The 25036-nt window shown below is 40.4% G+C and carries 24 protein-coding genes; 16 read left to right on the top strand and 8 right to left on the bottom strand.

The window, feature by feature from the left end:
- Positions 1–23 precede the first annotated feature (23 nt).
- Positions 24–557 (bottom strand): 3-hydroxyanthranilate 3,4-dioxygenase, encoded by a 534-nt coding sequence (locus OB69_RS17190; protein WP_053224991.1) that lies wholly within the window; start codon positions 555–557, stop codon positions 24–26.
- An 88-nt stretch (positions 558–645) separates the two neighbouring features.
- Here OB69_RS17190 and OB69_RS17185 point away from each other — a divergent pair, with 88 nt between their 5' ends.
- Positions 646–1434: an SDR family oxidoreductase gene (locus tag OB69_RS17185; protein ID WP_053224990.1), complete on the top strand. Its 789-nt coding sequence runs from the start codon at positions 646–648 to the stop codon at positions 1432–1434.
- A 9-nt stretch (positions 1435–1443) separates the two neighbouring features.
- Positions 1444–2889, top strand: coding sequence for an aldehyde dehydrogenase (locus tag OB69_RS17180; RefSeq protein ID WP_053224989.1), 1446 nt, complete (start codon positions 1444–1446; stop codon positions 2887–2889).
- A gap of 370 nt (positions 2890–3259) precedes the next feature.
- On the opposite strand, the gene OB69_RS17175 is transcribed toward OB69_RS17180, so the two are convergent.
- Complete coding sequence (locus OB69_RS17175) at positions 3260–3988, bottom strand: carbon-nitrogen hydrolase family protein (RefSeq protein WP_053224988.1); 729 nt, start codon at positions 3986–3988, stop codon at positions 3260–3262.
- 120 nt (positions 3989–4108) lie between these two features.
- Between OB69_RS17175 and trxA the strand changes: the two genes are divergently transcribed.
- The 3 genes from trxA to OB69_RS17160 all read left to right on the top strand — a co-directional run bounded on the left by trxA (position 4109) and on the right by OB69_RS17160 (position 6518).
- The gene (gene trxA, locus OB69_RS17170; protein WP_053224999.1) at positions 4109–4408 is read left to right on the top strand and encodes a thioredoxin; all 300 of its coding nucleotides are present in this window, start codon (positions 4109–4111) and stop codon (positions 4406–4408) included.
- A 318-nt stretch (positions 4409–4726) separates the two neighbouring features.
- On the top strand, positions 4727–5884 hold the full coding sequence (locus tag OB69_RS17165) for a fatty acid desaturase family protein (protein ID WP_071426812.1): 1158 nt from the start codon (positions 4727–4729) through the stop codon (positions 5882–5884).
- Positions 5885–6029: 145 nt separating this feature from the next.
- Positions 6030–6518, top strand: a complete 489-nt coding sequence (locus tag OB69_RS17160; protein ID WP_053224987.1) for a GNAT family N-acetyltransferase — start codon at positions 6030–6032, stop codon at positions 6516–6518.
- Between the two features lie 45 nt (positions 6519–6563).
- On the opposite strand, the gene OB69_RS17155 is transcribed toward OB69_RS17160, so the two are convergent.
- From OB69_RS17155 to OB69_RS17140, 4 genes are all read right to left on the bottom strand, one after another.
- Positions 6564–8183 (bottom strand): class I SAM-dependent methyltransferase, encoded by a 1620-nt coding sequence (locus OB69_RS17155; protein WP_053224986.1) that lies wholly within the window; start codon positions 8181–8183, stop codon positions 6564–6566.
- A 173-nt stretch (positions 8184–8356) separates the two neighbouring features.
- A complete protein-coding gene (locus OB69_RS17150; protein WP_053224985.1) occupies positions 8357–8731 on the bottom strand; it encodes a globin domain-containing protein in 375 nt (124 codons plus the stop codon).
- Entirely contained in the window at positions 8731–9984 is a 1254-nt protein-coding gene (locus OB69_RS17145; protein ID WP_053224984.1) for an aminotransferase class I/II-fold pyridoxal phosphate-dependent enzyme, read from the bottom strand. Before OB69_RS17145 ends, OB69_RS17150 begins: the two co-directional genes overlap by 1 nt.
- Positions 9981–11351 carry an NfeD family protein gene (locus OB69_RS17140; RefSeq protein ID WP_157608622.1) on the bottom strand — a complete coding sequence of 457 codons (1371 nt, stop codon included), beginning with the start codon at positions 11349–11351 and terminating at the stop codon, positions 9981–9983. The genes OB69_RS17145 and OB69_RS17140 overlap by 4 nt, the downstream gene beginning before the upstream one ends.
- A gap of 55 nt (positions 11352–11406) precedes the next feature.
- On the opposite strand from OB69_RS17140, the gene OB69_RS17135 reads away from it, so the two are divergent.
- The 11 genes from OB69_RS17135 to OB69_RS17085 all read left to right on the top strand — a co-directional run bounded on the left by OB69_RS17135 (position 11407) and on the right by OB69_RS17085 (position 23791).
- Positions 11407–12198 (top strand): DUF4905 domain-containing protein, encoded by a 792-nt coding sequence (locus OB69_RS17135; protein ID WP_053224983.1) that lies wholly within the window; start codon positions 11407–11409, stop codon positions 12196–12198.
- Positions 12195–13070 carry a LysM peptidoglycan-binding domain-containing protein gene (locus OB69_RS17130; protein ID WP_185096922.1) on the top strand — a complete coding sequence of 292 codons (876 nt, stop codon included), beginning with the start codon at positions 12195–12197 and terminating at the stop codon, positions 13068–13070. The genes OB69_RS17135 and OB69_RS17130 overlap by 4 nt, the downstream gene beginning before the upstream one ends.
- 3 nt (positions 13071–13073) lie before the next feature.
- Positions 13074–15032 (top strand): hypothetical protein, encoded by a 1959-nt coding sequence (locus OB69_RS17125; RefSeq protein ID WP_053224981.1) that lies wholly within the window; start codon positions 13074–13076, stop codon positions 15030–15032.
- Between the two features lie 27 nt (positions 15033–15059).
- Positions 15060–15854 (top strand): TIGR02757 family protein, encoded by a 795-nt coding sequence (locus OB69_RS17120; RefSeq protein WP_245620844.1) that lies wholly within the window; start codon positions 15060–15062, stop codon positions 15852–15854.
- Between the two features lie 101 nt (positions 15855–15955).
- Positions 15956–16564, top strand: coding sequence for a sigma-70 family RNA polymerase sigma factor (locus tag OB69_RS17115; RefSeq protein WP_053224980.1), 609 nt, complete (start codon positions 15956–15958; stop codon positions 16562–16564).
- 10 nt (positions 16565–16574) lie between these two features.
- Positions 16575–16868: a hypothetical protein gene (locus tag OB69_RS17110; RefSeq protein WP_157608621.1), complete on the top strand. Its 294-nt coding sequence runs from the start codon at positions 16575–16577 to the stop codon at positions 16866–16868.
- Between the two features lies 1 nt (position 16869).
- Entirely contained in the window at positions 16870–17442 is a 573-nt protein-coding gene (gene gmk / locus OB69_RS17105) for a guanylate kinase (RefSeq protein ID WP_053224978.1), read from the top strand.
- A 4-nt stretch (positions 17443–17446) separates the two neighbouring features.
- Positions 17447–18022, top strand: coding sequence for a nicotinate (nicotinamide) nucleotide adenylyltransferase (gene nadD / locus OB69_RS17100; protein WP_053224977.1), 576 nt, complete (start codon positions 17447–17449; stop codon positions 18020–18022).
- A 137-nt stretch (positions 18023–18159) separates the two neighbouring features.
- Positions 18160–20769, top strand: coding sequence for a DUF5686 and carboxypeptidase regulatory-like domain-containing protein (locus OB69_RS17095; protein WP_071426814.1), 2610 nt, complete (start codon positions 18160–18162; stop codon positions 20767–20769).
- 84 nt (positions 20770–20853) lie between these two features.
- Positions 20854–21465 carry a thiol:disulfide interchange protein DsbA/DsbL gene (locus OB69_RS17090; RefSeq protein ID WP_053224975.1) on the top strand — a complete coding sequence of 204 codons (612 nt, stop codon included), beginning with the start codon at positions 20854–20856 and terminating at the stop codon, positions 21463–21465.
- A gap of 145 nt (positions 21466–21610) precedes the next feature.
- Complete coding sequence (locus OB69_RS17085) at positions 21611–23791, top strand: acylase (RefSeq protein ID WP_053224995.1); 2181 nt, start codon at positions 21611–21613, stop codon at positions 23789–23791.
- Positions 23792–23951: 160 nt separating this feature from the next.
- On the opposite strand, the gene OB69_RS17080 is transcribed toward OB69_RS17085, so the two are convergent.
- Both OB69_RS17080 and OB69_RS17075 read right to left on the bottom strand, forming a co-directional pair.
- Entirely contained in the window at positions 23952–24206 is a 255-nt protein-coding gene (locus OB69_RS17080; RefSeq protein WP_053224974.1) for a DUF6364 family protein, read from the bottom strand.
- Between the two features lie 77 nt (positions 24207–24283).
- Positions 24284–25006, bottom strand: a complete 723-nt coding sequence (locus tag OB69_RS17075; RefSeq protein ID WP_071426813.1) for a class I SAM-dependent methyltransferase — start codon at positions 25004–25006, stop codon at positions 24284–24286.
- Between the last annotated feature and the right edge of the window lie 30 nt (positions 25007–25036).

Below are 25036 nucleotides of genomic sequence, written 5' to 3'. Positions count from 1 at the left end.
ATGACCAATGACCAATGACCAATTTACTGATTTACGAACCTAGGATCCGTTTCCATCACATGGCCGCAGTTATTACAAGTTCTATGTTCTTCAGAACCGTAGAACTCGCGGAAGCGCGGAAGAAAGTCTTTTTCAATATTGGTAAGCTTAAAATAGGTGTCGTGAAGCTTGTTGTTGCAGTTATCGCAAAACCACATCAGTCCATCAGTATGCTCTGGTTTTCTCACCCGTTCGATGACCAAGCCGATAGAACCTTCTGAACGCATAGGAGAGTGGGGTACTTTGGCTGGGTGTAAATACATGTCGCCTGCTTTTAGAGGGATATCTACTGCTTTTCCATCTTCTTGAATTCTCACCGTAATTTCGCCTTCCAGCTGATAAAAAAGCTCTTCAGTTTCGTTGTAATGGTAATCTTTTCGGGCATTTGGGCCGCCAACAATCATCACAATATAGTCGGTGCCTTCGGGGTAAAGGTTTTTATTTCCAACGGGTGGCTTTAGCAAGTCACGGTTTTCATTAATCCATTTTTGCAAGTTGAAAGGTCGTTTTACTCCCATGGTCAGTTCAATTTAGTTCTTGGCGAATTTAACGAAATTCGGGAAAGGCTAATTCCAATTTTGTAACTTTACTCAATACACAATTGCTATGAATTTAAATTTAAAAGGAAAACGAGCATTGGTTTGCGGAAGCACCCAAGGAATAGGTAAGGCCGTGGCCATAGAATTGGCAAATTTGGGCGCTAACGTTACCTTGCTAGCTAGGAATACTGAAAAACTTAACGAGGTAAAAGATTCACTTTTTTCTTCTGGTGGACAAAATCATCAAATCCTTACTGCCGATTTTACTCAAGTTGAGGCCTTAAAAAAAATTATTGAGGCCCATATAGCGGAGGGGAATGTATATCATATTCTGATCAATAACACTGGCGGACCTGCTGGTGGCCCAGCTTTAGGTGCAGAAGTAGATGAATTTAGAAATGCCTTTGAGCAGCATTTGGTGTGCAATCACATATTGACCCAAGCTTTGGTGGACGGAATGAAACATCAGACTTACGGCCGAATTATCAATATTATTTCTACCTCAGTAAAAATTCCCATTCCTGGTTTAGGTGTGTCGAATACCATTCGAGGTGCTGTGGCCAATTGGTCTAAAACTTTGGCGGGTGAGTTGGGTAAATATGGCATTACTGTAAATAACGTATTACCAGGAGCCACTGCCACGCAACGGCTTTCCTCTATTATTGAAAATAAAGCTAAAAAACTCGGAAAGAGTACTGAGGAAGTGGAAGAAGAAATGAAACGAGAAATTCCTGCACATCGCTTTGCAGATGCTTCAGAAATAGCGGCAGCAGTGGCCTTTTTAGCTACTCCAGCAGCAGGTTATATCAATGGAATTAATGTGCCTGTAGATGGCGGAAGAACGGGCTGCCTTTAAGTAGAAGCAATGGAAAGAATTCTGAATTATATCAATGGCGAATTGGTAGAGCCAATTTCTAAAAACTATTTAGATAACATCGATCCCTCCCGAGGAAAGGTGTATGGCGAAATTCCCGACTCTGACGAGCGTGATGTGCAATTGGCCACTCAAGCGGCTAAGACCGCATTCCCAACATGGGCAGCAACTTCGCGAGAAGAGCGTTCACGATTGATGCTCAAAGTAGCAAACCTGATTGATGCTAATTTAGAAAAGCTAGCCAAAGCAGAATCAAAAGACAATGGAAAACCAGTGAAATTGGCTACGAGGGTAGATATTCCACGCGCTTCATCAAATTTTAGGTTTTTCGCCACAGCTATTCTTCATGAAAGTACTGAGGCCCATCAAACAGATGGACTTGCCTTCAATTATACAGAAAGGTCACCTTTAGGGGTTGCGGGCTGTATTTCGCCTTGGAACTTGCCTTTGTATTTGTTTACCTGGAAGATTGCTCCGGCCTTGGCTGCTGGTAATACTGTGGTGGCAAAACCTTCGGAAATCACGCCCATGACAGCCTTTTTGCTTTCTGAATTATGTATTGAAGCAGGCTTGCCAAAAGGAGTTTTAAATATCGTTCATGGTTTGGGACCAAAAGTAGGGCAAGCCATTTCAGAACATCCCGATATTCCTTTGATTTCATTTACCGGTGGAACGGCCACGGGGAAACAAATTGCTGCTACGGCAGCTCCAATGTTTAAAAAGCTGTCGTTAGAATTAGGAGGGAAAAACCCGAATATCATATTTGCAGATTGCAACTTTGAAGAAGCACTTAAAACTACGGTTCATTCGAGTTTTGCCAACCAAGGACAAATTTGCCTTTGCGGTTCTAGGGTATTCATAGAAAGACCTATTTATGAGAAATTCAAACAGGCTTTAATTGCAAAAACGAACGCATTAAAAGTAGGCGATCCCGCAGATGAGCATTCTAACCTTGGCGCAGTAGTTTCAGAAGGGCATATGAAGAAAGTGCTTTCCTATATTGAATTGGCCAAATCGGAAGGAGGAATAGTTTTAGCAGGAGGTAAACAAGTGGTTCTCGAAAGTGAACTTTCAGAAGGCTATTATATTCAACCAACTATTATCGAAGGGTTAAGTTTTGATTGTAGAACCAATCAAGAAGAAATTTTTGGTCCTGTAATTACACTTACTCCTTTCGATACCGAAGAAGAAGTTTTAGCCATGGCCAATAGTACTCAGTATGGTTTGGCAGCTACCCTGTGGACAAGCAATTTGAACCGAGCGCATTCGGTATCTTCTCAACTCAATTCTGGTATTGTTTGGGTCAACTGTTGGCTGCTTCGCGACCTCAGAACACCCTTTGGAGGAGTCAAAAATAGTGGTGTTGGCAGAGAGGGCGGATGGGATGCATTGCAATTCTTCTCACAAAAGAAAAATGTATGTATTAAACTTCCATAATAATGTATAGTGCAAAAGCTTGTATTTGAACAGCATTTCGCGATTGTTGATAAAATGTGCATAAGTTTTTGCCTTTATGCATAAGTTAAATTTTAATTAACAAAAAATCCTATTATGTTTGTTTAACTGTTGAGCAATTATAAGGGCTCAAAGTTTTGGTCGAGGAGAGGTTCAATCTTCTGTGGTTCGAATAAAATTCAAGAAGATATTAAGAAGAAACTATGTCTGCCTAAAGGTAGATTAAAGATAAGTCTGGGTATAGGAATCGTGAGATTCGCTATGAGTAGTTAGTTACCCAGGTGTTTAGGTGAAAGGGAGTCGCTCCAACGGGGGTGACTCTTTTTTTTGTGCCTATTACAATGAATGAATTTTAGAATAGATACTGTTCTGCGGTTTGATTTGCTGTGTCGAAAATCAACAGGCCTTGATTTATATTATCCAGTTCACCTATTCTTTCCCCTTCCTTGTTCCATACAGCGGTTTTGCCTGCGCATTCTGCTCCATCCGCCATTCCAATACAATTCGCCATTAATACACTCATGGAATAGCGCCTGGCCATATTGGCTAGTTCAGTTTTAGCTTTGTTAATTCCGCTCTTGAATTTAGCTACGCTGGCTATGTAAATCTCAGATCCATTTTGAAAAGCCTTTTCAGCATGCTCAGGAATTGAAATTTCATAACAAATGGCCAACGCAATTTTTTGGCTATTAATCTGGAGCATCAATGAGTTATCGCCAGAAACGAAATAAGGCATTTCGTCTACATGCAAAAATCCTTTAGAGTAAACTTGAACGGATTGATTCGGTTGGAATAGAATCATACTAATAGTGATGCCTTGGCTAGTTTTAATCGGTGCGCCAACTCCAATGGTAATGTTTTTTTCGCTGCTGGCTTCTTGAAAGACAGTCAGTCGAGCATCGTCTTTTGAAATTGCTAGAGTATTGGCTAGGGTGGGTTCGTAACCTGTGAGTGAAAGCTCGGGAAATATGATAAGTTCTACGCCTTGTTCAATGGCCAATTGAATCAATTCAAGGTGCTGCTCAATATTCTTTACTATACTGCCTGTGAAGGGCTTTGTTTGGGCTAAACAAATTTTCATTTGGAGGAGTGAGTTTTTAAACCTGCTTCAATATAATGTTTCAGATCGTTCTTTCAGTACTTGGCCAGGGAACAAATCTTCAGAAAGAGGGGTTTTGAACATGGCAAAGGAAGCAATGTTATGAAAGGGAAGTTTGAAAGTTTAGTATCACAAGAAACTCCAGTATTGGTAGATTTTTATGCAGATTGGTGTGGGCCTTGTCAAGCTATGGCGCCAGTTTTGAAAGAGGTAGCAAAGGCTCACGAGGGGAAAGTTAAAATCATTAAAATTGATGTAGACAAAAACCAGCCTTTAGCGCAAAAATTTGGAGTTAGGAGTATTCCCACTTTTATTCTTTTTAAAAACGGGGAAATGATCTGGCGAAAAGGGGGTATGATGACAAGTAGAGAGCTTTCCAACCTTATTTTGAAGGAAACTTAAACCTGAATCTTCTATCAATTTAGGTGTTTTAAACAATAAAGTAGTTTTGCTTAATTGTAAACAAAATCTAGTATAAACGCGATTATCTTAGTTTTAAATAAATATGTCGTTTTTAAGTGTATTTATTTTGAGCTGTATCCAATATTAATAATAGGGCTATTAGTCAGTTTTCATAAACGTGAACATGTTTTAATGTCTGTCATATGGTAGCTGACTGGTGAAAAATTCGTAGCTTAGGCGATAACCGTTGCTTCGGGAACTTAACTAACTATATTGTCCGACAACTCTCCCGTCCAGCCTAGAGATTAGAATTAGCCTATGAATCCAAATGCCTCAGAGCACAATACTGCCCATTCAAAAAAAAAGTTCCAGAAAGTAATCTTTGATAAATTTACCCAAGACGGTTTTCAAAAAGATGTCAATCAGAGAGTAGATCAGTATTTTACCTCAAACAATATATCTAAAACAGCTAATAGCCAAATGGTTTTTAAAACCATTTGGATTTTAATAGGCTGGATAGCTACCTATGCTTTAGTGATTTCAGGCTTGATAAGCCCAATTGGTATGTTCTTTTTGGCATTGGCACATGGCTTCTTTTCGGCCATGATAGGCTTAAACATAGCTCACGATGCAATTCATGGGTCTTATACCAAAAACCAAAAACTGAATGAGCGTTTGGGGCTAACATTTAACTTTATGGGAGCTAACGATTATGTATGGAAAATTAGCCACAACCTAGTACACCATACATACACTAACATTCCCGATCACGATGGAGACATAGATCAACCGCCTATTTTGAGGCTTCAACCCAACCAAGATTTATGGTGGGTACACCGTTTTCAACATATTTATGCTTATTTCTTATACAGTCTGGCTACAGTATCGTGGGTGTTTGTAAAGGACTATGTCAAATTTTTTCAGCACCAATTAGGCGGACATTACCGAAAGACGTTCCCGAGAAAAGAGATTTTCCGTTTGTTTTTTTACAAAGCATTGTATTACACTGTGTTTTTGGTAGTCCCTATTATCGTAATTGATTTGCCTTGGTACTGGGTTGTTTTTGGCTTTATCGCTGGTCATTTGTTAGAAGGCTTTACCGTGGCGGTAATTTTTATGTTGGCGCATATTATTGAAGGAACTTCTTTTCCAGAACCGAAGAAGGATGGGAAAATTGGAATGCCGTGGGCAGATTTGCAAATGCATACAACGGCAAACTTTGCCATTAAGAACAAAGTTGTAAACTACCTTTTCGGAGGTTTGAACTTCCAAATTGAACATCACCTCTTTCCCAAAATCTGTCACGTGCATTATCCTAAAATTGCTCAGATAGTGAAAGAGACAGCAAAGGAACATGACCTTCCTTATGTAGAGCACGAGACCTTCTTTGGTGCTGTAGCTTCTCATACGCGTTTTTTAAAGCAATTTGGCACCACCCCAAAGGGTGTTTTAGTGCCTAGAGTAGTGAATGCCTAAGCTTTAGATTAAAGAATTTTTGAACCCCGTTAGTCATTTTGGCTATCGGGTTTTTTTGTTTTCAATCAATGATTATCGATTCATTGAAAATTGATTTTGCTGGTCTACATTTGCTAAAATTATAATCCAGTTAGCTCATTTTATTGTGGCCGAAGAATCCCCTAAACCAATTGCAGAAATCATTGATATTTCTGATGCCCCTGAGTTATTTTTTGAAATGCTTCCCGATGATTGGAAGTTAGAATTAGAATCGAACTGGGAAGAGTTTAGGCTATCGGTGAAGTTGTATGGAATTAAATTGAACGAAGAGCTAATTGGTGGAGGCTTGGTTTTTTCTGCCCATACCTCAGAAACAGATAGCTACCCTCCAATAGCTGAATACTATTTCGATAATGGATATTTATACATTGGTTACCTTTGGATAGCTGAGAATTTCAGAGGGAGAAACCTAGGTGATCTGTGGTTGAAATCCATTTTCGAAATGTATCCTAACAATCCATTTTGGCTCTCGATTGAAGATGCTGGGCTGGCTAAATTCTATTTAAAAAACGGATTCACGCTTGAAAGAGAAGTGATCTTTTCAGGAGGAAGGGATTGGATATATGTGAGGAAATCGGCTTCTGAATTAATATAATTTTCCTTTTCCCACTAATATCTTTTCGAGGGAAGAGCTTTGCTTTTACTTTTCCCCCTTAAAAAGATTTACCGTTACCGTAGCCAAGTCGGAGTTCGGGAATTTCCTGAATTTAGTAGGGTCTTGGTGTAAGCCCGCTTCGGCCAATATCTTAACAAATACATCAACCTCAACAATATATTGGTCCGAAAAACCGTGCGTAGCATCATAGGCTGTGGCAGAAGTTCTACCCAAGTTCTTCGCCACTAAATCCGGGGCAACGGTATGTAATTCGATCAATAACAAACCAAATTTTTCTACATAAGGTGTCCATTTGGTGAAGTGCTCCAATAGCGAGTCTTCCACCAAATTATTGTTGATGCGTTTTCCTTCAAAAGCAAAAGCTCCTGTCGAATTACTGACCCTGTTTTTGTTAATGTGGGTTGGCATTTCCCAAATTCTGTTGTGGTCTAAGAAGGTTCTTACATTCAAAAGTTCACTAAGCTCAACTCCGTAATTTTCTTTTAAGTCTTTGGCCAATAATCCTGGTTGACCAATATCTCCCCATATTACTTTTGCCCAAATATCGGCCTGAATTAGGTTGGCTTTGGTGATTTTTAATGCCGCTTCATTATAATCTACCCCAACCAAAATCAGTGGGTGTTCATCAAGCATTTTACCCCTTAGGGTTTGTTGCTCAATTACATCAAATAAGTGCTGAAGGAAGGCGCCATTTCCACAGCCCATGTCTAGAATTCCCTTTGGTTGCTGCTCAATAGGCTTGTTAAAAAGCTCGACAATGATTTCGTCAACCACTTTGAAATAACCCGAATGCGCGCCACCACTTCCCCATACATTCATGGCGCGGTCTACATGGTTTTCAGGTTCGCCTGGTTTGGTTTCTTTGAGTATTCTTGGGTTACCGAAAATCAGGTCTTCTAACTTTCTGAACGTAGGAATGTAGGATACGGTAACGCCATAGGCACTTGCCCTTTTGGCATAAAAGAGACCCGTTTCGGTGAATTCGTAATTACCATTGACTTCTGTAAACCAGCCTAAATGGGTGAATATGTCTAAGAGTTTTTTAAAGTTTTTAGTGTCTTTATGAAATTCTTCAGGTCTGAATTTGGCCTCCATAAAGTACTTATGGAACATGCCGTTCATGCTCATATGAACAATACTTGGCCCGATCAAAATACCTTCAATATGAGTTAGTATTTGTTCTTGAACAGTTTTTTCTGTTGGGTTCTCAGAAAAACTGATGCCGTAATTCTTCTTAAAATTCTCAAAAATCTTCTCCAGCAATCGGAATGGTTCTACCTCAAATTTTCTAGGATGAAAGTTCTCTGAAAACTTCAAAAGCTCAACCACTTCTTTGTATAGGTCGATATATGGAAATGCTAAAACTCCTTTTTCGGTAATGGAGTAGCTGATTTCATCTTTGGCATTATCCACCGTTTGGGTTAACCAGCCTTGCGAAGCTAAAAGCCGAAGCCCAACATTCAAATAGCCTTCGTTTGCTTTGAACTCTTGGGTGAGTTTTTCCAGCGATGCTTCTTTATGCTCCAGTAGATATTGAAGGACTCCTTTTTGCTTTAAAGCATAAGCCGTTGGAGCAGTGCCAATACCATCTAAATGTTGAAATAATCTGCTGCGTAGTTGATTCTGAGATTCTTTAGAGAGCATAGTTGATGCGTTTTTTGCGTAAGCCAAGATACATTTCTATCTGTATTTTGTGTGCTTTGATAAAACTTTATTTCTATCGTTCAGATCTGACAGGATTCCGAAACTTGCCAGCAGTTTTAAATCTTTCCAAAAGTTCTAAACTTTTGGAAAGTTAGGTTCAGTAGAGATCTACCTTACTTATTCACCATATGCTGAGCGGCACCGTACACATATTCCCAGAAGGCATCTTTTTCAGGTTCGTGGAAAGAGGCTTTTTCTAAGGCTGCGTGCATGTGCTTGAGCCAGTGTGTTGCTTCCTCGGTGCCAATTTCCCACTGAAAATGTCTGCGCCTCAGCATCGGATGTCCGCGTTCATCGGTATAGGTTTGTCTGCCACCCAGCGCTTGAATAAAAAACAACTTGAGTCGATTCTTAGCGGGAAGTAAATCTTCAGGATACATCTTTCTGATGAGTTCATCCTGCTCCAACTCAGCATAAAAATCATCCACCAGTTTCAGGATGTTTTCTTCGCCAATGCGTTCGTAAAGCGTTTGACCTTTTTCCAACATTATACTTTTTCAAAAGCTTGTGCGAAATCTTTTAAAAGGTCGTCTGGGTTTTCAATCCCTGTCGAAATTCTGACCATACTTGGCGTAATGCCCACGGCCTCACGATCGGCTAAACTCATATTAGAACTGCTCATGGTAAAAGGGTGGGAAGTAAGTGTTTCAGTGCTGCCCAAACTCACGGCCAACTTGGCTAATTTTACGGCATTCAAAAAACGGAAAGCTTCAGCTTCGCCACCTACTACATCGAAGGCCAACATGGCACCATCAGAAGTCATTTGTCTTTTGGCCAATTCGTATTGCTTGTGCCCTTCGGCAATGTGTCCTACATAATATACCTTGGCTACTTTTGGGTGATCGTGTAAGAAATCCGCCAATTTTGCTGCGTTTGAAGCCTGTTTTTCCATCCTTAAGGAAATCGTTTCTAAGCTTCGGCTGATGAGCCAAGAGGTCCACGGAGAAGCCATACAGCCCAAACCGCTGCGCACTTTTTTGATTCTTGAAACCAGTGCACTGCTTCCAGAAATGGCACCAGCAATCAAGTCGCTATGACCACCAATATATTTTGTAGCCGAATACATGATTAGATCGGCTCCATGATTGATTGGTTTTTGCCAAAGCGGCCCCATATAAGTATTGTCTACCGCTACAATGGTTTTCTTGTCTTGATTTGAAAAACGAGCCGCAATGCGCACTGTCATTTCAATATCAATTAAGGTATTGGTGGGGTTGGCAGGTGTTTCTACATAAATACAAGCCAGTCGATTTTTTCTTGGGTGAGCCTCGATTAAGCTTACGATTTCTTCTTCCGTCATGTCTGGACTAAAAGCTAGCGACTGGATATCGAATTTTGGAAGGAAGTTTTTGATGAAAGCATCGGTGCCACCATAAATAGGGAAAGACATCAGTACCAAATCACCCGCTTTACAAATTTCTAAAAGCGAAGTAGTAATAGCGGCCATTCCGCTTTCAAAAAATGCCGATTCTTCTGCTTCGTCTAATAAAGAAAGTCGTTTTTCAGCGGTAACTAAATTAGGGTGATTCAGTCGGGTGTAGATCAAACTTTTGCTCGATTCGTCTGCGCCAGCACCACCATATACTTTTTCGAAATAGGCTTTTCCTTCTTCGGCAGTAGCAAACTCAAAAGTTGAGGTTTGGAATATTGGGTTTTTGATGGAATTTCTAACCAATGAAGGTTCATGTCCGAAGCTCATCATTAAACTTTCGGGACTAAATTCAGCGTGATTGTCGCTCATACTTTTTTCGATCTAACTTTTAAGGAGGTTCCTTCTTGGCTAATTACCGTTATTTTTTCGCCCTTTTCAACATATTCTCCACGAGTGTAGGCATCATATATTTCGCCATCGATTTCTACCCTACCGCTAGGTCTTAAAGTGGAGAAAACAACTCCTTCTTTTCCCATTAAATCCGCAGTGTAAAAAGACGAAGTATAGCCATCTGATTTGCGCTGTTCACCCATCAAGGCCACTTTGCTAAACATTTTGGATTCGGTAAATCGGTAACCGAGACTGAATATCAGCACCATGGCGCCCAGCATTCCTGCAAAAACTACAACGGCTGCCGTGCCTAACTCACCAGAAGGTACATAATCAAAGTTGAAGAAGTCGTTATCGATCATCACGAAAATGAGCGCCATGACTACACAGGAGATGCCAGCGATACCCGCTACACCAAAACCGGGAATCACAAAGACTTCTAATGCTATTAAAACAATCCCGATAAATAGCACTGCAATTTCCCAATTGGCCGCAAGCCCATTAAGGTAGTAAGGGGTAAGGTAGAAGACTAAAGCGATACCCGCTGCTGCCAATGGAAAGCCCACGCCCGGTGTTTGAAGCTCAAAATACAGCCCGCCTACTATTACCAAGATTAAAATTCCGCTCACAAATGGGTTGAGGAAAAAAGCAATGATCTTTTCAGAAGCGGCCAATTCGTAATTGATAAGTTCATAATTATCAATGTTGTTTTTGGCAAGTATGTCTTCAATGCTGGTGACCTGCATTTCGCAAAAACCATTTTTAATGGCTTCGGAAGTAGTAAACGTAATGGTTTTGCCTGCTTCGGTAACGCCTTCAATTTCGATTCGGTCGTCCACCATGCCTTCTGCAATATTAGGGTCACGATTCGTTTGTTCGGCTGTAGAACGCATAATCGATCGCATGTAAGATTGATATTTGTCTGGCGCTTGGCTTCCATCTTCTCCATTGACCACCGTAGCTGCTCCAATGTTGGCGCCTGGTACCATGTAAATACTGTCGCAGGCAATTGAAATCAGCGCACCGGCTGAGGCTGCATCGTTATTAATAAAAACCCAAACTGGCTTTTCGTATTCTAAAATTCGGGTACGAATATCGTTAGCATCGTTTACAGCTCCGCCATAAGTGTCCATATCGATAATCACGATCTCCGCATTTTCTTCAGTGGCTTGGTCAAGTGCTAAATCCACATAACGGTTCATCCGCGGATCAATATCATTACGGATTTCCATCACGAAAATCCTTTTCTTGGTGGGGTCTTGGGAAGGATTCCATTCCGCAAAAAGCCCTGCGCAAAACAAACTGGCGAGGAAAATCAACCCTATTCTTCTTACAAATTTCAACATCGCTTTGATAGGCCTTTGAATAGGCTATTTTTGTGTCAAAATACAAAGAAACGCATTGCCAAAGCAACTTCACTTACAGTTTTCGGAAGTATTCCCTACAGATATTTGGGAAACCGCCCTTTCCAGCGATCGGTTGCTGATTAGTTGCCGAAATGGAGATGCTATGGAAGCTACTTTTTCACTCTTCAACCTAAATAACCATCAGTTTGAATGGAAGGCTTTGGGTTTTGATGAAAATTGGTGGGTAACGGTCTACGCTTTTGTGGGTGAAATAATCGTTTTTCAGATTTTTAATGACTCCCAAAACATAGATGAACGCTCTGTTTTTGGCTTTGATGTTAATGCCCAAGAAGCTGTTTGGTCGGTAGATAATATTAATGTTCGGGGTTTGAATGGTTATGCGCTTTCTTTAAAAGTAAATGAAGAAGAAGCTGAAGTTTTTACGATTGATATTCGCTCAGGTAACGAAATTTTAGAAACGGAAGAAGATTTTTCCGTCAAATCTATGTCGGGAAACCTAATTCTTCCGTTCCATTACACGGGCGACAGTAATTACTTTACTACGGTGGTTCGTTTTTTAAAGGAATTTGCAGAGGTAGATTTGGTGGGGGCTTGCGATTATTTAGAGTACGAAGGCCTGATTTTTATGTCAGCACACGAAAAGCTGGAACAGAATTTGACCAATAGGCTTTATGTTTTTAATGCAAATGGCGAACTTGTTTTGACGGAAGTTTTAGCGCAACATAGTAAAGGACTGGCCTCAGATACTTTTTATATCGTTAATGAACAGCTTATATTTGTCAAAGAAAAGCGTGAGGTCAAATGCTATTTAATCAAGGATTTATGAGAAAGTTTTTGTTGAGTTTGATGGTGTTAGTATTGGCGGCAACGTCAAGCTTTAGTCAAGCAGACTCGCTAGGAATAAAAAAAGAAGGTGATAAATACTTTGTAATCCATAAAGTGATGTCTGGTCAAACACTTTATTCATTGGCGCGCAGGTATGGAACCACCGTAACCGAAATAAAGGCAAAGAATGCCGAACTGGTGAATGATTTGAAAGTAGGGCAAACCATTAATATTCCTTACGGAAAACCTATGGGGCAAGCAGAAATTCCAACCAAAAATTCTGCTCAAGCTGCTAAAAATCATACGGTTGCAGCTGGTGAAACACTTTTTGCCATTTCACAGAAATATGGTGTAGATGTAAACGAAATAAAAAAGCTGAATGGGCTAACTTCCAATGCCTTGGCGGTAGGTCAAACACTAAAAATATCTGTAGCTGCCAAAACTACCCAAGAAGTAACATTGCCAACAACCACTACTACGGAAAAGCCTGTTGCAAAGCCAATTGAGAAACCAAAAGTGACGGACACCACTCAGAAAGTTACCAACCCTGTAAGTACTGGTGTGGAAGAAATAGCCAATGAGTCGTACAATGGTAGTCCTTTCAATGAAATTGTTGAAGAAGGTCAGGCTGAGCTAATAATTGAAGATGAATCGTCTACTAAATTTTTAGCGCTACATAAAACGGCTAAAGTAGGTACTGTAATTAAGGTGAAAAACCGCATGAATAACCTTACGGTGTATGTGCGTGTGGTGGGTGAAATTCCTGATACAGCCGACAATCAAAATATTTTGATCAAACTTAATAAGCGTGCTTACGATCAGCTAAAAGCTTTAGATAATCGTTTTCTAGTAGAACTCAGTTATTTCCAATAGTATATGAGGAAATTTTATGCCAAAATGATCTTTATCTTTTTGGCTTTTCTTATCCTGAAAAGTCAGGCTTTTGCTTTTCAAATTCCTGCAAACGATACCCGCCAAACTGCTTTTCAACTTCCTTTAGGCCCCAACGGAAACTACTTTTCTAAAGAAGGTCAGTTTAGTGCCAATGGCGCATCGGGTGACGGAACTTACTATAGCCGCTGGGGAAGTAGGGCCAGCAGAAGCGTTTGGTTTAAGTTTAAAGCACCCGCTTCGGATAAAATTATTGTTACCGTTGAAGGACAAGAATCCTACATTCAGCTGGCTTTGGTCAACGCTAAAGATGAAGAATTGGCGAGTACTGCTTTTGGTTACCCTGTTAAGTCAGACCAACTGTTGTTCACTGGTTTGCGAGAAGGTGATGAGTATTTCATTGTAGTCGACAATCCTATTGAGGGAAAGCCAATAGGTCAATTCACTCTTAAGTTTCAAAATTATTTAATGACTACCTGTACGCAGCCCTATGTTTTGGCACTGGATGCGAATGGAAAAGGAAGGGTGAAAATTGATGATTTATTAAGTGAGGATTGTTATTGGCCTTGCGCTGGAGTGGAATGTTCACGAGAATTGACAAAGTCAAATTTCAGTTGTAATGACTTGGGTGAAAATTATGTGACGATCAAAGGGGTAGGAGCAAACGGAACCACTTATTATGGAACCACCTTAGTGAAGGTAGTAGATAACATACCTCCGACCATCGCAGTCCGAAATATTCGGGCAAATATTACAAATGGGGAATTTGTTAAAGTTGATCCCAAAAACGTAATTCTTTGGCGGTGTGGAAAGATTGATTCCAGTCCGAGCCCGAACCCTGTGCCTGGAGCGGGTGAAACACAGTTTTTTCAAGAACGCCCTTGTGCAAAAGATAATTGTGGCATTGAACTTTTCGAATTAAGTAAAACCACCTTTACCTGCGATGACTTGGGTGAAAATGAAGTGATAGCTCGGGTGGTAGATAAAAGCGGTAACGAAGCAACTACAAAAGTAATTATTACAATTTATGATTTGACAGCTCCAGTAGCCAAGGCGAAAGATGCTACGGTGTATTTAGCGGTAAACGGTTTGGCAAAGGCAGACGCAAATCTGATGGATGATGGCTCTACATCTGGCTGTGCTGGCTATAACGCATCCCTCAATAAATCTATATTTGATTACAACGATTTGGGGAAAAACGAAGTGGCCTTTATTGTGAAAGATGACCGTGGTAATTTAGCTTCTACAATGGTGAATATCACGGTTGAAGATACTTTAAAGCCAGTAATTGTAAGTCAGCCGGCTAAAATGTATTTAGATAAAAATGGCAAGTTAGAAGTTCGCGATGCTAAGGCACTGGCCAAACTTTGTAGCGATGCAGTGATTGTTGTGAGAGAAAACTGGGCGGGTTTTGAACCAGACGGAAGCCGTGAAGGTGAGTTTTTCCAGATGTTCTCAAAACAAGAAGGCTGCACAAAGGATAATGCTCAAATTAGCGAGTTTTGGACAGAGCCGAGGGAGTTTACTTCTGCAAATTTGGGCGAAAATGAAGTAGACCTTTTTGTGTCAGATATGTCTGGGAATTATACTTCTACCAAAGCCAAACTGATGGTTCTTCCATTTGATACTTCTTGCAAAAAAGAGCTTTGGACGGTTAAATCAGGCGATTGGAACGACCCAAATATTTGGTCGAACAAGGAAAATGGAGAAGCAATTGGTGTGGTGCCTTGCGAAAGTTCTACCGTGAATATTAAAGGCCAAAAAGTAAATTTTGTGATTGAAGGGGAGGTTGCCGTAAAAACGGTTAACCTTTTAGAAGGTAGCGACCCCACAGAATTATATATTCAAGTGGGTAGTTTGAAAGTGAAAGAAGCCATAAGCGAAAAAGGAAACGTAACCCTGAAGCAAAGTGAAATAGGAAAACTGGAAGTGATAAAGAAGTAGTTTTAAACCACCAGACCCAATACTCAGTTGATTTCCAATAAACTCAAAGATTTTCTAGACGCTAAAGTTGAGCAATTCAATCAACCGAATTTTATTGAAAACGATCCAATCGTAATTCCTCACCAGTTTTCTAAAAAGGAAGACATAGAAATTACTGGTTTTTGGGCTTCCATATTGGCTTGGGGGCAGCGTGTTACCATCATCAATAAATGCAATAAGTTGTTTGGCCTGATGGACAATGCTCCACATGATTTTATAATCAATCATAAGGAGTCTGATTTAAAGCGTTTACTGAATTTCAAACATCGTACTTTCAACACCACCGACACGCTTTATTTTATCGAATTCTTTAAGGATTTCTACAGCCAACATAATTCACTGGAACAAGCTTTTTTGGCAGGAATAAAGCCGGGAGATACCGATATGTCCAACAGCCTTATCCAGTTCCATCATTCCTTTTTTGCTTTGCCCGATGCCCCTGAACGCACCCGAAAACATATAGCCACGCCTGCCAGAAAATCAGCCTGTAAAAGGCTGAATATGTACTTGAGGTGGATGGTTAGGCAAGATGATAAAGGTGTTGATTTTGGGGTTTGGAAGAATATTTCACCTAGCCAGTTGGTTTGCCCATGCGATGTTCACGTAGATAGAATCGCTAGAAAATTAGGGCTGATCACTAGAAAACAAACCGATTGGCGAACCGCCATAGAACTTACCGAAAACCTTAAAACGTTAGATCCGAATGATCCCGTGAAATATGATTTCGCACTTTTTGGTTTGGGAGTCATTGAAGGTTTTGAGCATGAGGTTATGTCGTTTTAAGTCGATTTTGGATTTATGTGAGCTTAGTTTTGAACTTAGCTAAGTTTCTTATTACACCCTAATTTTAGGATACCGCAATTAATATTTACTATTTTTGCACCATGTCTGAAGAAGCTGTGAACAAAGAAAATCAGGGGACGCAAAGACAGAAATACAGCGAGAAAGAAGCCGCTCGTGTTTTTGATCAGGAATTCATGCCACATGTTAATTCCATGTACAATTTTGCGTATCGACTTACATTCGATGAGGATGATGCTAAAGACCTAGTACAAGATACTTATTTAAAGGCTTTTAGGTTTATCAACTCATTCGAGCAAGGAACTAATGCCAAAGCGTGGTTGTTCCGCATTTTGAAAAACAGCTTTATTAACGAGTTCCGTAAAAAGAGCAAGCAGCCCGCTAAGGTTGATTATAATGAAGTTGAGTCATACTACAATTCTGATGATGTAGATGAAAGCATCACCACCGATTTAAGGGTTGAAACTGTTCAACACATGATTGGTGATGAAATCACACTGGCAATGAACAGCATTCCAGTAGATTTTAGAACAGTGATTATTCTAAGCGATTTAGAAGGGTTTACCTACGAGGAAATGTCTAAGATTTTGGATATTCCAATTGGAACCGTTCGTTCTAGGTTGCATAGGGCAAGAAACATGCTGAAGGAAAAACTTTCTTCGTACGCAAAAGAAATGGGATATAACAAATAAAATGATAGCCATGAGTGAGTTCTCAGACTGGTTCAAAAATAGTTTCAAAGAGTGTTATTGTGACAGTGGTAACTTGGTGGATGAAAAGAGATTTTCTGAAATTATTCAGTTAGTGCTAGATAACGAAGCAGACGAAGAGTCGCGCGCCATCTTTGAAGAAAAAATTAGAACCTGTGTTAAATCAAACGGTAATTACGAAAGGGAAAAATGTGTGCAAGAAACCATAAAGCAAAAGCTTTGTGAACACAAGCAGGAAATCCCTGAAGACCTTGCCAATACCATAAAAAAGAGCATCGGTCTGTAACATGGGCAAAGGAAAAGCATTCATCTTCACCGCACCTTCTGGGTCGGGTAAAACTACAATTGTAAAGCACCTACTTGCAACTAATCCACAACTAGGTTTCTCAATATCGGCCAGTACACGCGATAAACGCGGCCGTTCCGAAGAAAACGGAAAGGACTATTACTTCCTCAGCAAAGAAGAATTTCGTCAGAAGATTGAAGACGATGCTTTTGTAGAATGGGAAGAAGTGTATACCGGCAACTATTACGGCACTTTAAAATCAGAAGTAGAGCGCATTTGGGCCGAAGGTCGTCATGTGGTTTTTGATGTTGAAGTGAAAGGAGCCTTAAAGCTGAAGCAATATTTTGGCGATGACGCCCTAGCCGTTTTTGTTAAAGTGCCTTCTATGGAAGAACTTAAAAGACGATTAACAGGCAGAGGTACTGAATCGGCAGAAAGTCTTTCGCAGCGGTTTTATCGTGCGGAATTCGAAATGACATTTGAAAACAAATTTGATGTTACTTTAGTCAATGAAAACTTAGAAGAATCTTTTGCAAACGCAGAGATTTTAGTTTCTGACTTCCTAAACAAATAAGATTTTGCGCATCGGTCTCTTTTTTGGTTCATTCAACCCTATTCATATTGGTCATTTGGTAATTGCCGATGTTATGGCCGACCAAACCGATCTGGGCCAGGTGTGGTTTGTGGTAAGTCCGCAAAACCCTTTCAAAAGCTCCAAAACCCTCCTTCACGAATTCGACCGACTGAAAATGGTAGAATTGGCAGTGGCCGATAATTACAAATTCAGGGCTTCCGATGTGGAGTTTCACATGCCCAAACCTAGTTATACAGCTGATACTCTCGCTTATCTTTCCGACAAACACCCCGAACACGAGTTTGTGTTGATTATTGGTGAAGACAACTTAGTTCATTTTCACAAGTGGAAAAACTATCAAGCCATTTTAGACAATTACGGCCTTTATGTGTATCCACGTCCGCAAGTTGATCGCTCTAAAATTAAAGTAGTGCACGAAAATATTAAGTATGTGGAATCGCCAATGCTAGACATTTCCGCCACATTTATTCGCGATGCCATTCGCAACGAACACTCCGTTCAATACCTTCTGCCAGAAAACGTAGCCGACTACATTCGCTTCAAAAAATTCTATCAATAAGGATTAGGGAAATGGGTTTAAGATTTTTTTTCAAACCCAGACGCCAAACTTGTTGTTCTTCACGTCTATTAACAAAGCAGATAATGTGCCTAAGAAAAAGAGGTACTTTATTTGTAGGTCAACACAAAACTCAAACCATGTTAAAACAACAATTTTTTGTAGCCTTACTGCTGCTATTTTCATTCCCTTCAATGGCGCAAGGCATTAAAGGAACTATTAAAGACGATAATGGAGAAGCACTTCCCTTTGCTTCCATTTATGTGAAAGAAGTCGGTTCGGGCACTTCATCTAACCTCGATGGCTTCTATGAATACCGACTTCAGCCAGGAAATTATCAAGTTACCTATCAGTTTATGGGCTATGCTACCGTAATCAAGAATATAAAGGTCGGTGCTGGTTTCGAGACGGTCGATATCATTATGAAACCACAGGTCATCAACTTGGCATCGGTAACCGTGGAGGCTAAAGCAGAAGACCCTTCTTACACGATTATGCGCAAGGCCATTGCCAAAGCGGAATATCATTTATTACAAAACGACAGTTATTCGGCAGAGGTGTATATGAAGGGAACAGGCCAAATTACCAAAGTACCCTGGCTTTTGAGAAAAACTTTTGAGAAAGAAGGAATTGATACCTCACAAGTGTACACGTCCGAATCTGTAAGCGAAATCTATTTCGAAAGGCCGAATACATTTAAGGAAAAGGTAATATCAGTAAGAACGACTGGTCAAGAAAGTGATAACGCCAATCCAAACGCCTACATCAACAGCAGTTTTTATTTGCCAGAAGTTGTGAATGCCGTTTCACCTTTAAGCCCCCGAGCTTTTTCCTATTACAAGTTTAAATATGAAGGCAGCTTTAGAGAACGCGGCTATGAAATTAATAAGATTAGAGTAACGCCACGTTCCAAAGGCGATGACTTGTTTGAAGGAGTAATTTACATCAGAGAAGATTTTTGGAACATTCATTCCCTCGATTTAACCACCAGCTTAATGGGCTTTCAAATTCGAATTGAGCAAATTTTCGCGCCTATAAAAGGCGAAATCTGGATGCCTGTTACACAGAAATTTGAATTCTCGGGTTCTATTTTTGGCTTGGCCGGAAGTTATAACTACTTGGCTTCGGTAAGTGATTATACCGTAACCGAAAATGAAGATTTAGACCCTTCGGTAATTCTTATCGATGAGAAAATAGAGGCTGCTCCAGAAGAAATCAAAGCCATTAAATCGGGTAATGTAGAAGAGGGCGTAAATCAGGTATTCAAAGAAGATCAAGAAGTTTCGCGCAAGCAGTTTAAAAAACTGATGAAAGAATACGACAAGGAAGAACGCAAAGAAGCCGGTGAGGTAGATGTAGTTTCTGATTACTATTTCAATATCGATTCCTTAGCCACCAAAAAGGATTCAGTTTATTGGGTAACCAGAAGACCCGTGCCCTTGACAAAAAAGGAAATTGTAGGTTATGAGCGCGAAGACAGCACTTACTACGCAGAAAAGGCCAAAGCTGAAGCAGATACACTTCGCTTGAAAAACGGAGCTAAATTTCAAGCCAAGGACATCTTATTTGGCAGCTATTACAAATTGGGCGATCGATTGAGGTTTGATTTTGCGGGTTTTGTGCCAAGACTACGCTTTAATACCGTGGAGGGATTGAACCTAGATTTCACAGGTACATTTTCATGGCGACAAGATACCACAGCCCGTTTGAGAATCTCACCTTTTGTACGCTATGGTTTTTCTGGAGAGCAGCTTTATGCCAAGGTAGAAAGTGTTTTCGGAATTGGTAAAAATGAACAGCGAGGTACTTTCAGAGTGCAAGGTGGAAATTACATTGAGCAGTTTAACCCTACTGCCATTGATGATTTGAGTAATTCGCTCTATAGCCTTTTGGCCGAAAAGAACTTTGCCAAATACTATGAAAAAACTTACGCAAATGTCAGTTTTGCCAAGCGTTTTCGCTACCGTTATACCGTTGGCGTTAAGCTAGAATGGGCCAGCAGAAGTGAGCTGTTCAATACTACCGATTACAGCATTTTTGATGTAGAAAACCGCGAATATAAAACCAATCAGCCTGCCAATAACGAAACCATTGTGGGCGGTTTTGTAGATAGTAAAGCCCTGATCTCTAGTTTTGCCTTTACTGTAAAGCCTTGGTTGAAGTTTAGAAAATATAATGGCCGATTGATTCCATTAGAGGATTCTTCACCAACCTTTAGGCTTTCCTACAAAAAAGCATTTAACGATGTTTTGGGTAGCAACACACAGTTCGATCAGGTAGAATTTGGCTTGAAAACCACCTTCGATTTAGGGGTAAGGGCAAAGATTGATATAGAAGGAGAGGCAGGTAAATTTTTCAATACCTCTCAAATGATTTTTACAGACTTTAAGCATTTCCAAGGTAACCGGCTTCCTTTTAGCCCTATGAGTGTTACGGGAGGCTATCGACTGCTCGATTATTATAAATACAGTACTTCAGATGATTACGCTTCTATTTTTACGCACATCAGATTTAGAAAATTTGTATTTACGCAGTTGCCAATGCTCAGGTTAAGTGGGCTGAAAGAGAACTTGTTTGTAAACTATTTAGCCACGCCAACTTCTGATAATTACACCGAATTGGGTTATACCATCGATAATATTTTCAGGGTATTGCGGGTTGAGTTCGTTCAATCATTTCAGGGTTGGAAGGCCAAAGACTTTGGTGTGCGCATTGGAGTGGCGGCAATTATCGGAAACAGCAATGATTAATAGGGGCTTTAGGCTGTTCTCTATATAAAAAAACCTTTTTCTAACCCCCTAAACTTCGTAGTTTCGGCATCATAATAAAAAATCATGAAAGGACTATTAATAGCATTATTGTTGACAGTAGGAGTAGGATCGGCTTTTGGTCAGTATCAGGAAAAAGTACATTACACAGTGGTTTCTGAAACCGCTACCGCTGCCCCAACAGTAACCGAGTTTTTCTCAATGTATTGCGGTCACTGTTTTCAGTTTGAACCTATGATGCCCCAACTGAAAGCGGGTTTAAAAATGGGTACAAAATTTGAAAAATCGCATGTTGATTACATCCCGCATGATAACCCAACAATGCAAGCAGGAATTGTTCAGGCATTTGTAATTATGGAGAGTATGGGTGCCAAGGGCGCAGAATTACTTCAATATTTTTTCGATCAAATTCATGTTAAAATGAGAACGGTTGACGACATGAGCACTCTTAAAAAGATGTTTGAAGAAAAGGGCGTAAGCAAGGCTGAAGTGGATAAATATTTTGCCGATAAAACCTTACAAGCCAAAGCCAAAAAAATGGCTAGAGAATGGGAAGCCAAAGGTATTGCCAGCGTACCATCTTTAGTAGTAAATGGAAAATACTTGGTGAATATGGGGAGCGTAAAAAGCCTTCCAGAATTACTGGCCCTTGTAAACTACTTGGTAGATAAAAAATAATTAGTAAGTCGTTAAGGTTTACTTGATAAGATTAGCATCGGGTCTCTTTTAAAAAAAGGAGACCCGATCTTGTTTTCAGCCCACCCACAAAAATCCACTTGCACAATTCCTCAGCATGTTTCATCTTTCTTCAAACCTTACAACCATGAAGAAACTCCTTTTTCTATTATTCATTTCAATCCTTTATTCTTGCCAGCCCAAGGCTACCGATGAGGTAAGTCAGTGGGAAGCCCAGGCAGAGAATGTCCAGATCATTCGTGATGATTTTGGTGTGCCCCACATTTACGGTAAAACCGATGCTGATGCAGTTTTTGGCCTACTTTACGCCCAATGCGAAGATGATTTTGCACGTGTGGAACGTAATTACGTTTGGGCCACTGGCCGTTTGGCCGAAATGGAAGGCGAAGATGCACTTTACAGCGACTTGCGCGCCAGACTGTATATGACGGTAGAAGAAGCTAAAGCGGCTTATGACGCTTCTCCAAAATGGCTTCAAGAGCTTTGCGATGCTTATGCAGACGGGATCAATTATTACTTACATACTCACCCAGAAGTGCAGCCCAAAGTGCTTACGCGTTTCGAACCGTGGTTTCCGATGTTCTTTAGCGAAGGTTCTATTGGTGGCGATATCGAAAGTATTTCTACCCGCAGGGTGAAATCGTTTTACGAAAATGACCAGTCTTTGGCACTTACCGAATTTGGCGATGGCCTTACACATCCCGATCCTTATGAAGAACCAAAAGGATCGAACGGTTTTGCGATTGCTGGCCAACATACCGCTTCGGGCGATGCCATGCTATTGATCAATCCGCATACTTCTTTTTACTTCCGTCCCGAAGTACATGTGGTGAGCGAAGAAGGCTTGAATGCTTATGGTGCAGTAACCTGGGGACAGTTTTTTGTGTACCAAGGTTTCAATGACAGAATGGGTTGGATGCACACTTCCACTGCCGTTGATTTTATTGATGAATTTGTAGAAGAGGTTTCGGAAGTAGATGGAAAACTAAAGTACAAATACGGTGAAGAAATGCGAGATGTACAGGTTTCGGAAGTGACCTTAAAATACAAAGAGGGCAACGAAATGAAGGAAAGAACTTTCCCGATGTATCGTACGCATCATGGACCTGTAACCCATAAACTAGACGACAAATGGGTAGTGACCAAAATCAATTGGGATCCTGTGAATGCACTTACACAGAGTTATACCCGTACCAAACTGAAAACCAATGAGGAGTTCAGAAAAATGATGAACATCAGAACTAACTCTTCCAACAATACAGTCTATGCCGATGCCGATGGAAACATTGCTTATTATCACGGCAACTTTATTCCAAAAAGAGACCCTCAATTTGATTATTCTAAACCGGTAGATGGAAGTAACCCGGCCACCGACTGGCAAGGAAAACATACTGTTGACGAGGTAATTACAATTTTCAATCCTGCTAATGGTTGGATTCAGAACTGTAACTCTACACCTTTTACTGCCGCACTAGAGTTCAGCCCTAAAAAGGAAGATTATCCTGTGTATATGGCACCAGACGAGGAAAATTTTAGAGGTGTACATGCCGTAAAAGTATTGAAAGAAGCGAAAGATCTGACCTTAGATGGCTTAATCGAATTGGCATACGATCCTTACTTGCCTGCTTTTGAAAAACTGATTCCGGGTTTGGTAGAAGCTTATGATAAGAGCGCAAATAAGAACGCAGACTTAAAACCTGCCATTGAGGTGTTGAGAAACTGGGATTTAAGAACTTCGAAGGAATCTGTGGCCATGTCTATGGCGTATTACTATGGTTCGCTTTACAGCAGAATGGGCAAAAACCCTGAGCGTTTAAGCGGAAATGAGCGCGTGGATTATTACGGAACAGGTTCACCTTACAGTGAAAGATTGGAAATCTTTGAAGCTTCTATCAAAGAGTTGGAGGCAGATTTCGGAACATGGAATACGCCTTGGGGCGAAATCAACAGGTTCCAGCGTTTGAGTGGCGACATCGACTTGAAGTACGATGATAACAAAGAAAGCATTGCCATTGGTATGGCTTCCGCCCGATGGGGAGCTTTGGCTTCTTTTGGGGCAAGCAAAAAACCGGGCACCAACCGTATCTATGGTTCTTCGGGCAATAGCTTTGTGGCCGTAGTAGAATTTGGCGATAAAGTAAAAGCCAAGAGCATATTGGCAGGTGGTCAAAGTGGCGATCCAGCATCTCCGCATTTCTATGACCAAGCCCAGCGATATGCCGATGCCGAGTTTAAAGATGTAGCCTATTACAAAGAAGATGTAGAAGCCCGTGCAGCAGAAACCTACAAGCCAGGCAAAAGAAAATAGATTTGAATTTAGATGGATGAGATGAAAAGGAGCTGGAGGAATTCAGCTCTTTTTTTGTGGGTGTTTTGTCTCGCTGCGAACCTCTATTGGCCTTGTTGGTTTTTCTCCAACAAGCTGATGTGGCTTAAAATGGCCTCTTCTCACCCACAAAGGGGAATACTTAGAGACCATGTTTGGTACTTTTCGCTTCGTTCAAAACATCCTTGTAATTGAAATCCGAGTCTACTTTTAAAACGGCCCGTAGTTTTTTGACACGCGGAGTCAATTGCCCCTCTTCATATTCGGCTTTTGAATGGATGATGTATTTAAAATAATTCTCCACCATTTCAGACAGACTTTCCCCTTTATTAGCAGCATATTTCTTGGCCTGCTCTATGACTTCCTTGTTTAGTGTAAGTGTTAAATTGGTTTTCATGAAACGGGTATTTATCCGGTAATCTTCACGTGTAATTTAATTAATGGTTCTTGAGAGTTCCTAATAAGAAGTAAGGATTAGCTCTTTTTCTTTTTACCCCAAGTTATTGATCCGCATCCGAAAAACAGTTCTTCGTAGTGGCTTTCTAGTCCTTCGTTAAGCAACATTGAATGAAATTTTTTTGAGTTACCGAACTTTGAAGTGTAAGTGCCCAGCATTTTGTAGTCTTGCGAGTTTCCTTGAAATAGATAGCCTACAACTGGAATGATCTTCGTCAAATAAAACATATAGAAGAACTTAAGAAAGCTACTATTCGGAACAGAGATTTCAACAAAAGAATACGATCCTTCAGGCTTCAGAATTTTATTCAATTCATGGGCAAGTTCAGAGAGTTGTTTTGTATTAAATGTTTTCAGACCAAATGATGAAACAACATGATCAGCGGAGTTTGACTCAATGTCATTTTTAAGAATATCCTGTTCTAGAATGTTTATTTGACCACTGACACTCTTTTTGTTCTTACGGGCAATGCTGTTCATGTTTGGAGAGATATCAACAGCATTTATTTCATGAACATTGAGCTTCGAATGTTTTATTGAAGGCCATAGCTCTCCCATTCCACTCATTAAGTCATAAATAACCACAGGCTTTTCTGTAGGTTTAATTTTATTGATACAAGCTTTCCTCCAACGTTCTGTAAACCCAAAAGACGATATGTAGTTGGTTAGTCCGTATGTCGAAGACATAGAGTCAAAAAGCTTACTTACGAATTCAGGGTTGTAAATTGATTCCTTCTGCATTTCAACGATTATCACCAACGCGCTGGCTAA

The organism is Roseivirga seohaensis subsp. aquiponti (assembly GCF_001267955.1).
GTDB lineage: Bacteria > Bacteroidota > Bacteroidia > Cytophagales > Cyclobacteriaceae > Roseivirga > Roseivirga seohaensis.
This window is presented reverse-complemented; position numbering and strand designations above follow the sequence as displayed.

Bases quoted from the DNA above. Each gene is read 5' to 3' on its own strand.
- OB69_RS17190 (WP_053224991.1), bottom strand. From the start codon at position 557: ATGGGAGTAAAACGACCTTTCAACTTGCAAAAATGGATTAATGAAAAC.
- OB69_RS17185 (WP_053224990.1), top strand. From the start codon at position 646: ATGAATTTAAATTTAAAAGGAAAACGAGCATTGGTTTGCGGAAGCACC.
- OB69_RS17180 (WP_053224989.1), top strand. From the start codon at position 1,444: ATGGAAAGAATTCTGAATTATATCAATGGCGAATTGGTAGAGCCAATT.
- OB69_RS17175 (WP_053224988.1), bottom strand. From the start codon at position 3,988: ATGAAAATTTGTTTAGCCCAAACAAAGCCCTTCACAGGCAGTATAGTA.
- trxA (WP_053224999.1), top strand. From the start codon at position 4,109: ATGAAAGGGAAGTTTGAAAGTTTAGTATCACAAGAAACTCCAGTATTG.
- OB69_RS17165 (WP_071426812.1), top strand. From the start codon at position 4,727: ATGAATCCAAATGCCTCAGAGCACAATACTGCCCATTCAAAAAAAAAG.
- OB69_RS17155 (WP_053224986.1), bottom strand. From the start codon at position 8,183: ATGCTCTCTAAAGAATCTCAGAATCAACTACGCAGCAGATTATTTCAA.
- OB69_RS17150 (WP_053224985.1), bottom strand. From the start codon at position 8,731: ATGTTGGAAAAAGGTCAAACGCTTTACGAACGCATTGGCGAAGAAAAC.
- OB69_RS17145 (WP_053224984.1), bottom strand. From the start codon at position 9,984: ATGAGCGACAATCACGCTGAATTTAGTCCCGAAAGTTTAATGATGAGC.
- OB69_RS17140 (WP_157608622.1), bottom strand. From the start codon at position 11,351: ATGTTGAAATTTGTAAGAAGAATAGGGTTGATTTTCCTCGCCAGTTTG.
- OB69_RS17130 (WP_185096922.1), top strand. From the start codon at position 12,195: ATGAGAAAGTTTTTGTTGAGTTTGATGGTGTTAGTATTGGCGGCAACG.
- OB69_RS17125 (WP_053224981.1), top strand. From the start codon at position 13,074: ATGAGGAAATTTTATGCCAAAATGATCTTTATCTTTTTGGCTTTTCTT.
- OB69_RS17115 (WP_053224980.1), top strand. From the start codon at position 15,956: ATGTCTGAAGAAGCTGTGAACAAAGAAAATCAGGGGACGCAAAGACAG.
- OB69_RS17110 (WP_157608621.1), top strand. From the start codon at position 16,575: ATGAGTGAGTTCTCAGACTGGTTCAAAAATAGTTTCAAAGAGTGTTAT.
- gmk (WP_053224978.1), top strand. From the start codon at position 16,870: ATGGGCAAAGGAAAAGCATTCATCTTCACCGCACCTTCTGGGTCGGGT.
- OB69_RS17095 (WP_071426814.1), top strand. From the start codon at position 18,160: ATGTTAAAACAACAATTTTTTGTAGCCTTACTGCTGCTATTTTCATTC.
- OB69_RS17090 (WP_053224975.1), top strand. From the start codon at position 20,854: ATGAAAGGACTATTAATAGCATTATTGTTGACAGTAGGAGTAGGATCG.
- OB69_RS17085 (WP_053224995.1), top strand. From the start codon at position 21,611: ATGAAGAAACTCCTTTTTCTATTATTCATTTCAATCCTTTATTCTTGC.
- OB69_RS17080 (WP_053224974.1), bottom strand. From the start codon at position 24,206: ATGAAAACCAATTTAACACTTACACTAAACAAGGAAGTCATAGAGCAG.
- OB69_RS17075 (WP_071426813.1), bottom strand. From the start codon at position 25,006: ATGCAGAAGGAATCAATTTACAACCCTGAATTCGTAAGTAAGCTTTTT.